The 13,489-nt window shown below is 67.8% G+C and carries 10 protein-coding genes; 4 read left to right on the top strand and 6 right to left on the bottom strand.

Annotated elements, in window-relative coordinates:
• Window positions 1-88: 88 nt before the first annotated feature.
• Window positions 89-895, bottom strand: coding sequence for a serine protease (locus tag AB0F51_RS22595; protein ID WP_360282924.1), 807 nt, complete (start codon window positions 893-895; stop codon window positions 89-91).
• A gap of 164 nt (window positions 896-1,059) precedes the next feature.
• Here AB0F51_RS22595 and AB0F51_RS22600 point away from each other — a divergent pair, with 164 nt between their 5' ends.
• The 4 genes from AB0F51_RS22600 (at window position 1,060) to AB0F51_RS22615 (ending at window position 8,247) form a co-directional block, all read left to right on the top strand.
• Entirely contained in the window at window positions 1,060-2,658 is a 1,599-nt protein-coding gene (locus tag AB0F51_RS22600) for a BTAD domain-containing putative transcriptional regulator (protein WP_360282926.1), read from the top strand.
• Between the two features lie 40 nt (window positions 2,659-2,698).
• A complete protein-coding gene (locus AB0F51_RS22605) occupies window positions 2,699-3,910 on the top strand; it encodes a crosslink repair DNA glycosylase YcaQ family protein (protein WP_360282928.1) in 1,212 nt (403 codons plus the stop codon).
• A 386-nt stretch (window positions 3,911-4,296) separates the two neighbouring features.
• Complete coding sequence (gene secA / locus AB0F51_RS22610; protein WP_360282930.1) at window positions 4,297-7,221, top strand: preprotein translocase subunit SecA; 2,925 nt, start codon at window positions 4,297-4,299, stop codon at window positions 7,219-7,221.
• 66 nt (window positions 7,222-7,287) lie between these two features.
• Window positions 7,288-8,247 carry a nitronate monooxygenase gene (locus AB0F51_RS22615; protein WP_360282932.1) on the top strand — a complete coding sequence of 320 codons (960 nt, stop codon included), beginning with the start codon at window positions 7,288-7,290 and terminating at the stop codon, window positions 8,245-8,247.
• Here the strand turns inward: AB0F51_RS22615 and AB0F51_RS22620 are convergent.
• The 5 genes from AB0F51_RS22620 to AB0F51_RS22640 are packed head-to-tail and all read right to left on the bottom strand — an operon-like array spanning window position 8,236 to window position 13,484.
• Window positions 8,236-9,537 (bottom strand): alpha-glucosidase/alpha-galactosidase, encoded by a 1,302-nt coding sequence (locus AB0F51_RS22620; protein WP_360282934.1) that lies wholly within the window; start codon window positions 9,535-9,537, stop codon window positions 8,236-8,238. The two genes, AB0F51_RS22615 and AB0F51_RS22620, sit on opposite strands and share 12 nt — an antisense overlap.
• Window positions 9,534-10,460, bottom strand: a complete 927-nt coding sequence (locus AB0F51_RS22625) for a sugar kinase (protein ID WP_360282936.1) — start codon at window positions 10,458-10,460, stop codon at window positions 9,534-9,536. The genes AB0F51_RS22620 and AB0F51_RS22625 overlap by 4 nt, the downstream gene beginning before the upstream one ends.
• A 5-nt stretch (window positions 10,461-10,465) precedes the next feature.
• The gene (locus tag AB0F51_RS22630; RefSeq protein ID WP_360282938.1) at window positions 10,466-11,284 is read right to left on the bottom strand and encodes a carbohydrate ABC transporter permease; all 819 of its coding nucleotides are present in this window, start codon (window positions 11,282-11,284) and stop codon (window positions 10,466-10,468) included.
• Complete coding sequence (locus tag AB0F51_RS22635) at window positions 11,281-12,204, bottom strand: sugar ABC transporter permease (protein ID WP_360282940.1); 924 nt, start codon at window positions 12,202-12,204, stop codon at window positions 11,281-11,283. Before AB0F51_RS22635 ends, AB0F51_RS22630 begins: the two co-directional genes overlap by 4 nt.
• Window positions 12,204-13,484, bottom strand: coding sequence for an ABC transporter substrate-binding protein (locus AB0F51_RS22640; RefSeq protein ID WP_360282942.1), 1,281 nt, complete (start codon window positions 13,482-13,484; stop codon window positions 12,204-12,206). Before AB0F51_RS22640 ends, AB0F51_RS22635 begins: the two co-directional genes overlap by 1 nt.
• Window positions 13,485-13,489: the final 5 nt, after the last annotated feature.

The raw sequence follows: 13,489 nt of genomic DNA on the forward strand, positions 1-13,489 counted from the left end.
CCCGGGAGGAGCCCACAAAGGAGAAGGGCCGGACACCGCGCACGGTGTCCGGCCCTTTCTCCTTCCCCTGTGAAGGTCTGTTCCTGCGCTAGCTGTCGATCTGGGCCTGGAGGGCGGTGGCGTAGGTGGCTACCTCGGCGTAGACGCCTGGGTTGCCGGCGTCCGCGCAGCCGACGCCCCAGGAGACGACACCGAACAGGCGGCCGTTGAGGACCAGCGGGCCGCCGGAGTCACCCTGGCAGGAGTCCTTGCCGCCTTCCTTGTAGCCGGCGCAGATCTCACCGGCCGGGGTGTAGTTCTGGCTCGCGTACACGTCACCGCAGTACGCGTCGCCGAGCACGGGCACTGCCACCTTCTGGAAGGTGTTCGCCGGGCCGGTGCCCTCGGTGGCGCCCCAGCCGTAGACGACAGCGGCCGCGCCCTCCGCGTCAGCCGCCGTACTGGTCTCCAGGGCGAGAGTCGGTACGCCGGTGAACGGGGTGGCCAGCGTCATCACCGCGACGTCGTGCCCGCCCGCTTTGCCGTACTCCGGGTCGACCCAGATGGCGCTGATCTTCGATTCCTTGCCGACGGTCTTGTCGCTCAGCACGTCCCGGCCCTGGATCGCGGTGTAGGTCGCGGCCGCCTCGGTGGAGCAGTGGGCTGCCGTGACGATCTTGTTGGCCGCGACCAGGGTGGCGCCGCAGTACTCCTCAGTCGGGTCGGGTGAGGCGCTGTTCGACAGCTGGATGGCCCAGGGAGCGTCGGCCGTGTGGGCGAGGTCGCCGCCGACGATCCGGGTGTGCGGACAGTCCGGAGCCGGGGCGGCGGTCGCGGCGGACACCGCGCCGAGGGATGCCGCGGTCAGTGCACCGGCGGCCACAACGGCGCGCACCAGCTGAAGTCTTGCTGTCATGCCTCACACTCCAGGTGTTCAGGGGCGGGCGCGGGCGGCGCCGCCTGCTCGCAGAATCCCCTGATCACCTCGGGTAGCGCACCTCTCACTTGCGGTAACACCGGAGTTATGACCACCTCGATCTCTAGACTCATTCGGTCTGGACCGGTGAGGGGGAGGGCCCAATGGGATCTGTGCGCTACGAGTTGCTCGGGCCGCTCGTCGTCCGGCGCGACCGGATCCGGCGGAATCTGGGCCCTGAGCAACAACAGCGGATCCTCGCGGCCCTGCTGCTGAAGGCGAACCAGGCGGTCTCACCGGCCGAGCTGGTCGCCGCGGCGTGGGAGGCTACGCCGCCGGAGGACGCGCGCGAGCTGGTTGCCGGTCACATCGATGCACTGCGTGAGCTGGTCGATCCGCACCGGACGCCTGGGAGCGGCGAGCTGCTCATAACTCTGGGGGACGGCAAGTACGTCCTGTGCGTTATGCCTGCCGAGAGCGATCTCAGTGAGTTCACTTTGTACGTCGCCGAGGCCGAGCGGCTGAGTGCTGCGGGCCAGGACCGGGAGGCGGCAGACAAAGTCCGTACTGCGCTGGCCCTGTGGCACGGCACGCCGCTCGAAGGCCTCACCGGCCACCCCTTCGACGAGATCCGCCCACAGCTGCTGGCTGCCCGCAGCAACGCCGAAGAAACGCTCCGGACCCTAGAGACAGAGCTCGCCCACCCAGGATTCCCCGCCCACAGCACAACCCCACAGCCCTCCGGGCACCCCCACAGCCCAATGCCCGCCACTCCACAGGCCCCCGGGCACCCCCACAGCCCAATGCCCGCCACTCCACAGGCCCCCGGGCACCCCCACAGCCCAATGCCCGCCACTCCACAGCTCCCTGGGCGCACCTCCAGCACAACGCCCCTCGCCCCGCACCTACCTGGGCGCACCCACAGCGCCCCGCCCCCCACCCCACAGGTCTCCGGGCGGGCGGGCGAGGGCCGCCCGTACTCGGCGCCCCTCGGGTCCACTCCGCCGCCGCCCGTCCCCCCGGCGCCGACGCGGTGGAAGCTGGTGGTGCTGAAGCTGCTGGGTGCGGCCACGCCGTTGGTGACGTTCGGATTCGGCGGGTGGGTGCTGATGGGCGTCGTGGCGATCAGGCAGCGGAGTATCGCCCTCGGGCTGTCCGCAGTCGGCTATCTCGCGGCGATGCTGGGCTACTTCTTCCTCGTCATCGAGCCCGACCAGCCGGAGTTCACCGACCGCGACTTCATGATCAGCCTGATCCAGCTCTTCGCCGCAATCGCCTGCTCGGTCCAGGCAGCGGTCGTCATCGGCAGACCCCCTCGCCGCAAGCCGCAGCAACCGCCGTACCTCCTGCCCCAGCACCAGCTGCCGCCAGCCCAGCATCCTCCGGCGTACCCGCCGCAACCTGCGTATCCACCGTCGGCCTACCAACCGCCAGTGCTCTCCGCCGACGCCGTACTGCGGAACAACGCGCGCCAGATCGTCGCCAACGAGCCGGCCCTCGCGCAGGCCCTCCGGATCGGCCGGCCCGACCTTCCCCGGCACTTCGACGACGGCGGACTGGTCGATCTCAACGGCGCCCCGGCCGCCGTACTGGAAACTCTGCCCGGCGTCACCGGCGAGCACGCCGCCGCGATCATGCTCAGCCGGACGCAGTACGGGCGGTTCCGCGTGGTCGAGGAGCTCTGGTCCCGCGGGCTGCTGCCCGCCCATCTCGCGCCCCAACTGACTGACCGCCTGGTGATCCTGAACGTCCAGGACACCTGATCGACACGTTTTGTCGGTGGGGTCGGGCAGACTCTCTGGCGTGACCACGGAGGTGTTGTCGACGGCCCAGGCCCGGCGGGTGGCATTGGCTGCCCAGGGGTTCACCGATCCACGCCCAAAAGGCGTTCCGGACATGCGCGCGCTGAGTCGCGTGCTCGGCCGGATCGGGCTGATCCAGATCGACTCGGTCAACGTGCTGAGCCGAACGCAGTACCTGCCGCTGTACTCCCGGCTGGGGCCGTACCCGCGGGACCTGCTCGACCGTGCCGCGGGGAAGGCGCCGCGCCGACTGGTGGAGTACTGGGCGCACGAGGCGTCGCTGATCCCGGTGGAGACGCATCCGTTGATGCGGTGGCGGATGGCGCGGGCGGCGACCGAGGCGTGGGGCGGGCCGCGGGCGATCGCGGCCGAGCGGCCGGATCTGGTCAAGCAGGTGCTCGCGGACGTGCGGGATCACGGTCCGCTGACCGCCCGCGAGATCGATGACGACGTGGAGCGCGACCGGAACCACTGGGGCTGGAACTGGTCCGATGTGAAGCGCGCGCTGGAGTTCCTCTTCTTCGCCGGTGAGATCACGGTCGCCCGGCGAAACCAGCAGTTCGAGCGGATGTACGACATCCCCGAGCGGGTGCTGCCCGCCTCGGTGGTCGCGACCCCGACGCCGACCCCGGAGGACGCGCATCGCGGCCTCGTCTCGATCGCGGCCAAGGCGCATGGGGTCGCGACGGCCCAGTGTTTGAAGGACTACTTCCGTACTGCGCCCGCTCCCACCGCGCAGGCGATCAGCGAACTGGTCGAGGAGGGGGAGTTGCTGCCGGTCACCATCCAGGGCTGGAAGCGCCAGGCGTACCTGCACCGCGACGCCAAACTGACCCGCCGGGTGAACACCCGGGCTCTGGTCAGCCCGTTCGACTCGCTGGTCTTCGAGCGAACCCGCACGGAGGCTCTCTTCGGCTTCCGCTACCGCATAGAAATCTACGTACCAGCCGAAAAACGCATCTACGGCTACTACGTCCTCCCCTTCCTCCTAGGCGACCGCCTGGTAGCCCGAGTAGATCTGAAGTCCGACCGCGCCACCGGCACCCTCCTAGTCCAATCAGCCCACGCCGAACCCAACGCACCCGCGGAGACCCCGGAGGAACTAGCAGCCGAGCTCGTCCAACTAGCCACCTGGCTAGGCCTGAACCAGGTCCGCGTAGCAGGCCCCGGCGACCTAGCCCCAGCCCTAAGCCACGCGCTCCACGCCCACTAGCCCAACCAAGCAGGAGCAGGCATCTAAGCCCCACCCCGCACACCAGCACCCCCCCGTTCGGGGTGGGAGCCGCCTCCTCTGCCCCCACCTGCGGCGCAGCCTGCAGCAACCACGGCGGCGCGGCCCGCCGCTGCCAGACCACCTCACCGGAGGCCGGTGCAGTCCGCTGCCGGTGGCGCGTGGCGTAGTACTGGAACTTTTTGGGGTGCTCAGTCGTGGTGGGGACATGGGCGGGTCGCACTCCGGGGCGTGGGGTGGGGCTGCTCGCCCAGTACCATGGGTGGCGCCCGCCAGGCGGGCAGGCCGTGCTGCGTCCGTCACCGGGTACGCACGGTCAGGCACCCGCCGCATTGAAGGCTGCACAGTCAAGGAGTGGACCCCCCACGATGAAGGCGTTCGACAAGTTACTGCGGATCGGCGAGGGCAAGACCGTTCGCAAGCTCGAGACCATCGCCAAGGTGGTGAACTCGATCGAGGACGACTTCGTCGGCATGTCCGACGAGGAGCTCCGCGGGCAGACGGCCGACTTCAAGCAACGGGTCGACAACGGGGAGTCCCTGGACGGGCTGCTGCCGGAGGCCTTCGCGGTCGTCCGGGAGGCCGCCAAGCGGACCCTGCACCAGCGCCACTACGACGTCCAGATCATGGGTGGCGCGGCGCTGCACCTGGGCAACATCGCCGAGATGAAGACCGGTGAGGGCAAGACCCTGGTGGGCACCCTGCCGACGTACCTGAACGCGCTGTCCGGCAAGGGCGTGCACGTGGTCACGGTGAACGACTACCTGGCCAGGTTCCAGGCCGAGTGGATGGGCCGGGTGTACCACTTCCTCGGCCTCGACTACGGCGTGATCCTGCCGGAGATGACGCCGGCCGAGCGCCGCGTCGCCTACTCCAAGGACATCACCTACGGCACGAACAACGAGTTCGGCTTCGACTACCTGCGCGACAACATGGCCAACTCGATCGAGGACTGTGTCCAGCGCGAGCACAACTACGCGATCGTGGACGAGGTCGACTCGATCCTGGTCGACGAGGCCCGGACCCCGCTGATCATCTCCGGCCCGGCCGAGGACTCCCAGCGCTGGTACGTCGAGATGGCGAACCTGGCCGCCCAGCTCAAGCCGCGGTTCGCCGACGACAAGATCGCCGAGGACCAGCGCCCGATCGCCGACTACGAGGTGGACGAGAAGAAGCGCACCGTCGCCATCCTCGAGCGCGGGATCGAGAAGGTCGAGGACCGGCTCGGCATCGACAACCTGTACGAGTCGGCCAACACCCCGCTGATCAGCTACCTGAACAACGCGCTGAAGGCCAAGGACCTGTTCCGCAAGGACAAGGACTACGTGGTCGTCGACGGCGAGGTGCTGATCGTCGACGAGCACACCGGCCGGACGCTGCACGGCCGCCGCTACAACGAGGGTCTGCACCAGGCGATCGAGGCCAAGGAGAAGGTCGAGATCAAGGAGGAGTACCAGACCCTCGCGACGATCACGCTGCAGAACTACTTCCGGCTCTACAACAAGCTGGCCGGGATGACCGGTACCGCCAAGACCGAGGAGAACGAGTTCTCCAAGATCTACGGTCTCGGCGTGGTCCAGATCCCGACCAACAAGCCGATGGTCCGGCAGGACCAGCGCGACCTGATCTACCGCACCGAGGAAGCCAAGTTCAACGCGGTCGTCGAGGACATCGTCAAGCGGCACGAGACCGGGCAGCCGATCCTGGTCGGTACCACCAGCGTCGAGAAGTCCGAGCGGTTGTCCAACCAGCTCCGCAAGCGCAACATCCCGCACGAGGTGCTGAACGCGAAGCAGCACGCGCGTGAGGCCGCGATCGTCGCCGAGGCGGGCCGCAAGGGCGCCGTCACGGTGGCCACCAACATGGCCGGCCGTGGTACCGACATCATCCTGGGTGGCAACCCCGAGCACCTGGCCGACAAGGACCTGCGAGCCCGCGGCATCGACCCGGTGGAGTCCGCGGAGGAGTACGAAGCGGAGTACCCGAAGGTCCTGGAGAAGTTCGAGCAGCAGGTCAAGGACGAGCAGGTCGAGGTCCGCGAGGCCGGCGGTCTGTACGTGCTGGGCACCGAGCGGCACGAGTCGCGCCGGATCGACAACCAGCTGCGCGGCCGCGCCGGCCGCCAGGGCGACCCGGGCGAGTCCCGCTTCTACCTGTCCCTCGAGGACGACCTGATGCGCCTGTTCAAGCGCGAGATGGTCGACTGGGCGATGTCGCGCAACGACGACGACACCGTGCCGCTGGAGAACAAGGTCGTCACCAAGGCGATCGCGTCGGCGCAGTCGCAGGTCGAGGCGCAGAACTTCGAGACCCGCAAGAACATCCTGAAGTACGACGACGTGATGAACCGGCAGCGGCACGTCGTGTACGCCGAGCGCCGCCGGGTGCTCGAGGGCGCGGACCTGCAGGAGCAGGTGCTGGACATGCTCGACGAGACCATTACCGGCTACGTGCAGGGCGCGACTGCCGACGGTTTCGCCGAGGACTGGGATCTGGACCAGCTGTTCACCGCGCTGCGGACGCTGTACCAGACCGAGCTGACCGAGGAAGAGCTGATCGAGGAGGCCGGTGGCGACCGCTCCGGGCTCACCCAGGACTTCCTGGTCGAGCGGCTGATCGCCGACGCCCGCGAGGCGTACGAGCGGCGCGAGCAGAGCCTCGGCACCGACGCGATGCGCGAGCTCGAGCGCCGGGTGGTGCTGAGCGTGCTGGACCGCAAGTGGCGCGAGCACCTGTACGAGATGGACTACCTGCGCGAGGGCATCGGCCTGCGCGCGATGGCGCAGCGCGACCCGCTGGTCGAGTACCAGCGCGAGGGTTACGACATGTTCGCCGCCATGATGGAGTCCATCAAGGAGGAGTCGGTCGCGTTCATCTTCAACGTCGAGGTCGACATCGAGGCGATGCAGGCCGACCTGGCCGCGCAGGCGGAACTGGCCGAGCTCGAGGAGACCGAGGCCGAGGACATCCTGGTGCCGGGTGCGCCGGTCGCCGAGTTCCCGGGCCGGCAGTCCGGCGAGGACGACGAGGACCGTCCGCAGGACACCCCGCGCCCGCAGGACACCCCGAAGCTGCGCGCCAAGGGCCTGAGCACGGAGAGCCGCCCGCAGCGGCTGACCTACTCGGCGCCGACGATCGACGGCGACGACGAGGTCTCGGTGCGCACCGACGCGGTCGAGGGCGGCGCTCTCGAGTACGCCGGTACGCCGCGCAACGCGGTCTGCCCGTGTGGCTCGGGCAAGAAGTACAAGCGCTGCCACGGTGACCCGAACTCGGACATCTACAAGAGCTGATGCGCTCGAAGGCCCGCCCCAGACAGTTTCGGGGCGGGCCTTCGCGTTGCCTGGGAGGAGTGGACGATGGGCACCTGGTTGACGGACACGTTCGGACTGTCGGTACCGGTGGTGGCGGCGCCGATGGCCTTCGTGAGCGGCGGGAAGTTGACGGCAGCGGTCTCGACGGCCGGCGGGCTCGGCATGCTCGGCGCCGGGAGCGCGGTGTCGGCCGACTGGATCCGCACGGAAGGCGCGATCGCGGCGGCGAGCGGCAAGCCGTACGGCGTCGGCCTGATGGCATGGTCGGTCAAGGATCACCCCGAGCATCTCGAGGCGGTACTGGAGTTGAAGCCGGCGCTCGTCTCACTCAGCTTCGGCGACTACAGCCCGTACGTCGAACAGTTGCGTGCCGCGGGCATTGTGGTGACGACCCAGGCCGGGACCGTCGCCGACGCGCGTGAAGCCATCGATGCGGGTGTCGACGCGATCGTCGTGCGTGGTGCCGAGGCGGGCGGCCACGGGCGCAACGAGGTGGGCACACTTCCTTTGCTGCAAGCGATTCTCGAGCTCACCGACCTCCCGGTGCTGGCGGGTGGTGGCATCTCGGGGCCGCGCGGACTGGCCGCAGTACTGGCTGCTGGTGCTGCTGGTGGGTGGATCGGCACGGCGTTCCTCACCTGCGAGGAGGCGCTGACGCCGGAGCCCTCCCGTCAACGCCTGCTGGAAGCCGACGAGACCGACACCGTCTACGGCACAGTCTTCGACGCCGCCTCCCGAGCCGGCTGGCCCGACGAATTCGGAGGCCGGGCGCTCCGCAACACCTTCTACAACAGGTGGGAGGGCAGGGAAGACGCCCTGAAGTCAGACGACGAGGGCCACGCCCAGTACGTAGCCGCCTCCCGCGCCGCCGACCCCACCGCTGCCTCTCTCTACGCCGGCCAAGGCGTAGGCGCCCTCCACAAAACCACAACAGCAGCCGAAGTCCTGAGCAACCTGGCAACTTACAAGACCTACCTGCAGGCAGCCGCGCAACTAGAGGGTTAGCTGGGTGCGGAGGGACTGCTGCAGGTAGTTGCTGTGGGCATCCACTAGGTCATTCGCCAGCGACCAGATCTGCTCGACTGTGAGGGTTGCCGAGGTTGCTGGGTCGACCATGAGGGCTTGGCGGATGGCGTGCGGGTCTTCCTCGAGGGCCGCTTTGACGACTAGTTCGTTGACGTTGATGTAGGCGCGATTGAGGGCGGCGCATTGGGTGGGGAGGGGGCCGATGGAGGTGGGTTGGACGCCTAGGGAGTCAACCAGGCAAGGGACTTCTACGACTGCGTTGGCCGGGAGGTTGGCGATCAGGCCGGTGTTGACCATGTTGCCGTAGATGGTTCGGGGTGTGCCGGTGACCATGCTGTGGATGACCTGTGGCGCGTACTCCATCGTGCCCTCGACAGCCAGCGTCTCACCGGCCTTCAGGGCATCCCGGGTGCTCTGGTAGAGCGCCACGTTCTCCTCGACAATGCGCAGGTAGTCACCCACCGGCAGCCGCAGCCGCTCCACCTCCGACGCGTCATGCAGGTACCACGGCACGTACTCCGACGAGTGCTCGCTCGTCTCGGTCGGGTAGTGCCCGAGTCGCCGGTACATGTCCACCCGCACCCGCCGCGACAGCTCCGGATCGCCGGCGACTACGTCGTCCAGCACCGGATACAGGTCGCGCCCCTGGTGCTCGAAGCGCAGTACCCACGCCTGGTGGTTCACGCCGGCCGCCAGGTACGACACCTCGTCGTACGGCGCTCCGACCAGTGCCGACAGGTCGTTCATCGTCCAGTAGACCGAGTGGCACAGCCCGACGAGGTTCCGTACGCCGAGGGCCGACAGGTACCAGACGTTCATCGCCATCGGGTTCGTGTAGTTCAGCAGCCACGCGTCCGGGCAGACGGCGGCGATGTCGACCGCGAGGCCGCGCAGTACCGGGAAGGTCCGCAGTGCGCGGAAGACGCCGCCCACGCCGAGCGTGTCGCCGATCGTCTGCCGGACCCCGTACCGCGCCGGGATCTCGAAGTCGAGCCGGGTCGCCTCGTTCATCCCCACCTGGATCATGTTGATGACGAAGTCGCACCCGTCGAGCGCCGCCCGCCGGTCGAGATGGGCGGTGATCTGTGGCGACACCTTCAGCGTGTCGGCGATCGCAGTGGCGGCGCCGGTCGCAGTACTCAGCCGCTCCGGATCGATGTCGTGCAAGGCGATGTGCAGCGGGCCAAGGTCCGAGAAGCTGAACAGGTCGGCCAGCAACCCCTGCGTGAAGACGACGCTTCCGGCGCCGATGAACGCGATCTTGGTCATCCGGCACTCTCCACAGCAAGCGCCCAGTCGGCCTGTGCCGCAGTACCGCCGGCAGCACGCGTCGACAGCGACCCACAGGCCGCAGCGACCGCCAGTGCCCGCTCCCGCCCGAGGCCGTTCAGTACTGCGGCCACATAGCCCGCGTCAAAGCTGTCGCCGGCCCCCACGGTGTCCACTGGCTCCACCGCAAGCGCAGGTGTCGACACCAGGTTCGTGCCGTCATGTGCCAGAGCCCCGGCGGCACCGTCCTTCACCACCACCAGCGGACCGCGCCGAGCGAGTATGCCGGCCGCATCCGCCAGTACCGGATGCCCTGTCAGCGCATGCGCCTCTGCCGCGTTCGGGAAGAGGATGTCGGTCACCCGCAAAACAGCATCCAGTACTACGCGGTCCCATCGCCCAGAGGGATCGTCATTGGTGTCGAGCGACGTAGACGCCTTGTTGCTCTTCGCCTCCTTGAAGAGCGCAGCAAGCCCAGCAGCGAGCTCAGGCATCAGGTAGAAGGAGGCAGCGTGCACATGCCGAACAGACCGCAACAGCTCAGCCGGTGCGTCGTACGCCGTGATCGCCGGCAAACACCCAGGCGCCGTGAGGATCGCCCGATCATCACCGGACGTGAGCACCGTCGTCAGGGGAGTGGGGAGCGTCGGGTCGACCACCAGAGCCGACACGTCGACGCCGCGCTCCGCGAGCGCAGTACGGACGAAGGCACCGGCAGGGTCGTCACCAACCCGACCAGCGAAGGCCACACTCAACCCAAGCCGAGCAGCGCCACACGCCATGATCGCCGCGGACCCACCGAGGACAAGAGACCCCATGTCGACAAGTCGCTCACGCTGGCCGAACAGCACCGGCTGCGGCACAGGCCCCACCACCACATCGGGATTGGCATCGCCGATGACCAACAGATCAAAACCACTCATATCTGTTAACCCTTAAGTCCGGTAGAAGCCAGCGAGCGGATGAAGGCCTTCTGAGCCAGCAGGAAACCCAGCAGGACAGGCAGGACGGTGATGACGTTGCCGGCCATCACCGCCGCCCACTGGGTGTGGTGCTGGCCCTGGAAGGTCGTCAGCCCGAGCTGAAGCGTGTAGTTGGCGTCGTGATTGATAGCGATCAGCGGCCAGGTCAGGTCGTTCCACGTACTCAGGAACGTCAGCACCGCAACAGTGCTGAGCGCAGGCCTCGCCAGCGGCAGTACTACGGAAACCAGGATCCGCAGCCGCCCGCACCCGTCGAGCCAGGCCGCCTCTTCCAGCTCACGTGGCAGCGAGACGAAGAACTGCCGGAACAGGAACACCGAGAACGGCGTCACCAGCGCGGGGATGATCAGCGCGCCCAGGGTGTCGATCAGCCCGAGCTGCTTCATCACCAGAAACGTCGGGATCATCGTCAGCTGGAACGGGATCACCATCGTCGCGAGCATCAGCCCCAGCACCACCCGCGACCCCGCGAACCGCATCCGCGCGAACGCGTACCCACTCAGCGACCCGAGCACCAGGTTGGCGGTCACCGCGACCGCCGACACGATGAGCGAGTTGACGAACCAGCGCGGGAACAGCGCGTTCCCGAGCACGAACCGGTACCCGTCCAGCTTGATGCTCGACGGGATCAGCGCCGGCGGGAACCGGTTGATCTCCGAGTTGCTCATCACCGAGCTGACCAGCAACCAGACCAGCGGCAGCGCGAACAGCAGCGCCAGTGGCGCGAGGACGAGATGCCAAGGGCTGAAGGGCAGACGTTTCATCGCGCGACCCTCCGGCGGTAGAACTGCAGGGCGAGCCCGATGACCAGCAACGCAACAGCGAGCGCGTACGCCGCGGCCGCGCTGTAGCCGGCCGTGAAGGTCTTGAACGCCTTCTCCCAGATGAAGTACACGATCACCGTCGTCGAGCCGAGCGGCCCGCCCTTCGTGGTGACGAAGACCAGGTCGAACACCTGCAACGCGTTGATCGTCTGAAACAGCACCAGGAAGATCGTCACCGGCGTCAACGACGGGAGCACGACGTGCCGTAGTACGCCGGCTCGTCCTGCACCGTCGATGCGGGCAGCCTCGACGAGTTCGGCTGAAACCCCTTGCAGGCCGGCAAGATAGACGATCACGCAGAAGCCCGTGCCGCTCCACAGCGAGATCCCGACCAGCAGGTAGAGCGCCTGGCCGGGATCACTGAAGAACCCCTGCGCCGGCAGTCCGAGCTTGTGCAGCACCGAGTTGGCCACGCCGAACTCGGGGTCGAGCACGAACGAGAACAGCACGCCCTGCGCCGCCGCGGACACGACGAAGGGCACGAAGACCAGGGTGCGATAGAGCCCGATGAAGCGGATCCGCCGATCGAGCATCAACGCGATCGCCAACCCGCCGACCACGCTGAGCGGCACATACAGCACCGCGTAGAGCAACGTGTGCTTCACCGCAGCGGCAAACGCGGGATCGACCGAAAGCGCCCTGTAGTTGGCGAGTCCCACCCACTCGCTCGGCGAGACCAGGTCGTTCGACTGGAACGACAACAACAACGACCACAGCACCGGGACGACGCTCAGCCCGAGGATGATCAGCACCGACGGGCTGACGAAGGCCCACGCGGTCAGGCCCTCACCCCTGGTACGCCGCTTGGCCGCGCGCCGCGCACGAGGATCGACGGTGAAGGTGCCGACGACACTGGCCATCAGCTGGGCACTGCCAGGATGGCGTTGCACTGCTTCACACACTCACCGAGCGCATCGTCCGGCGACTTCTTGCCCAGCAGTACTGCGACCACGGCCTGGCCGAGTTGCTGCGACACCTGCGGGTACGCCGGTATGGTCGGCCGGACCCGCGCCGACTCCAGCGCATCCACGAAGACCTGCATCCCCTTCGTGCCCGCGGCATGTTTCTTCCACTCGGGCAGAGCCGCCGTCGTGGTGCTCACCGGCAGGCTTCCGGCCTCGATGTCCCAGCGGACATCCTGCTTGGGGTCGTTGAGCCAGCGAACGAACTCGGTCGCCGCCTTGACCCGCGCCTTGCCGTTGTCGAACACGGTCCAGGTGTCAGGCCCCGAAATCGTTACCGGCTTCCCGGAGTACGTCGGCAGTGGTGCGACGCCGTAGTCGATGCCTCGGTCAACGACATCGGGGAGTTGCCAGGGGCCGGTGGCAACCATCCCCATTCGGCCACCGAGGAACACCTGGTAGAGCTGCTCGCCACCCGGTTTCGGATCGACGTACAGGGACTTGTCGGTACGGAGCCGGTCGATTGTTCCCAGCGCCTGCGCACCCACCTTGTCGAAGCCGACCGACTTGCCGTCCTCACTGACCACATCGCCGCCGAGGTCCCAGATCATCGGCCACAATCGCCAGACCGTGTCCTCGTCGCCGACACCCGGCCAGCCGGTACCGAAAATGCCCTTGCGCGGGTTGGTCAGCTTCTGAGCGGTCGCAATGAAGTCGTCCCAGGTCCAGCCTGCCTTGGGCTCGGGCAAACCGGCGGCGGCGAAGAGTTTCTTGTTGTAGACAACGCACAGTGAGTCGAGCAGCGCCGGAGCGGCGCGGACCTTGCCCTTCACCGTGACCGCGTCGCGAGCAGCCGGCCAGCAGTCCTTCAGTTCCAGCGACGCGGTCAGGTCGGCCACCTTCGGGCTCCGCGTCATGCTGGCCAGGTCCGATCCGAAGATGTACGCGATATCCGGGTAGGACCCGGCCGCGAGGCCCGCGGTGACCTTCTGCAGCATGCTGTCCGCCGTCACCCCGCCACCACCGCCGACGACCTTGATCAACGGATGCGTGTCGTTGAACTGTTTGATCAGGCCGTCGAGCGCCGCCTTGGCGAGGTCCGTCTGGCCGTGCCACAGGTCGACGGTGACCACGCCACCGGCGGGTTCCTCGCCTGTTTTGCCGCAGGCGGCGAGGGTGCCGGCAGCGGCCAGGGCGGCTGCCGCGCGAAGGACGTCACGACGAGTTGGTGAAGGCATGGGTA

Source organism: Kribbella sp. NPDC023855 (assembly GCF_040639475.1).
Classification (GTDB): Bacteria; Actinomycetota; Actinomycetes; order Propionibacteriales; family Kribbellaceae; genus Kribbella.

Bases quoted from the DNA above. Each gene is read 5' to 3' on its own strand.
- AB0F51_RS22595 (WP_360282924.1), bottom strand. From the start codon at position 895: ATGACAGCAAGACTTCAGCTGGTGCGCGCCGTTGTGGCCGCCGGTGCA.
- AB0F51_RS22600 (WP_360282926.1), top strand. From the start codon at position 1,060: ATGGGATCTGTGCGCTACGAGTTGCTCGGGCCGCTCGTCGTCCGGCGC.
- secA (WP_360282930.1), top strand. From the start codon at position 4,297: ATGAAGGCGTTCGACAAGTTACTGCGGATCGGCGAGGGCAAGACCGTT.
- AB0F51_RS22615 (WP_360282932.1), top strand. From the start codon at position 7,288: ATGGGCACCTGGTTGACGGACACGTTCGGACTGTCGGTACCGGTGGTG.
- AB0F51_RS22620 (WP_360282934.1), bottom strand. From the start codon at position 9,537: ATGACCAAGATCGCGTTCATCGGCGCCGGAAGCGTCGTCTTCACGCAG.
- AB0F51_RS22625 (WP_360282936.1), bottom strand. From the start codon at position 10,460: ATGAGTGGTTTTGATCTGTTGGTCATCGGCGATGCCAATCCCGATGTG.
- AB0F51_RS22630 (WP_360282938.1), bottom strand. From the start codon at position 11,284: ATGAAACGTCTGCCCTTCAGCCCTTGGCATCTCGTCCTCGCGCCACTG.
- AB0F51_RS22635 (WP_360282940.1), bottom strand. From the start codon at position 12,204: ATGGCCAGTGTCGTCGGCACCTTCACCGTCGATCCTCGTGCGCGGCGC.
- AB0F51_RS22640 (WP_360282942.1), bottom strand. From the start codon at position 13,484: ATGCCTTCACCAACTCGTCGTGACGTCCTTCGCGCGGCAGCCGCCCTG.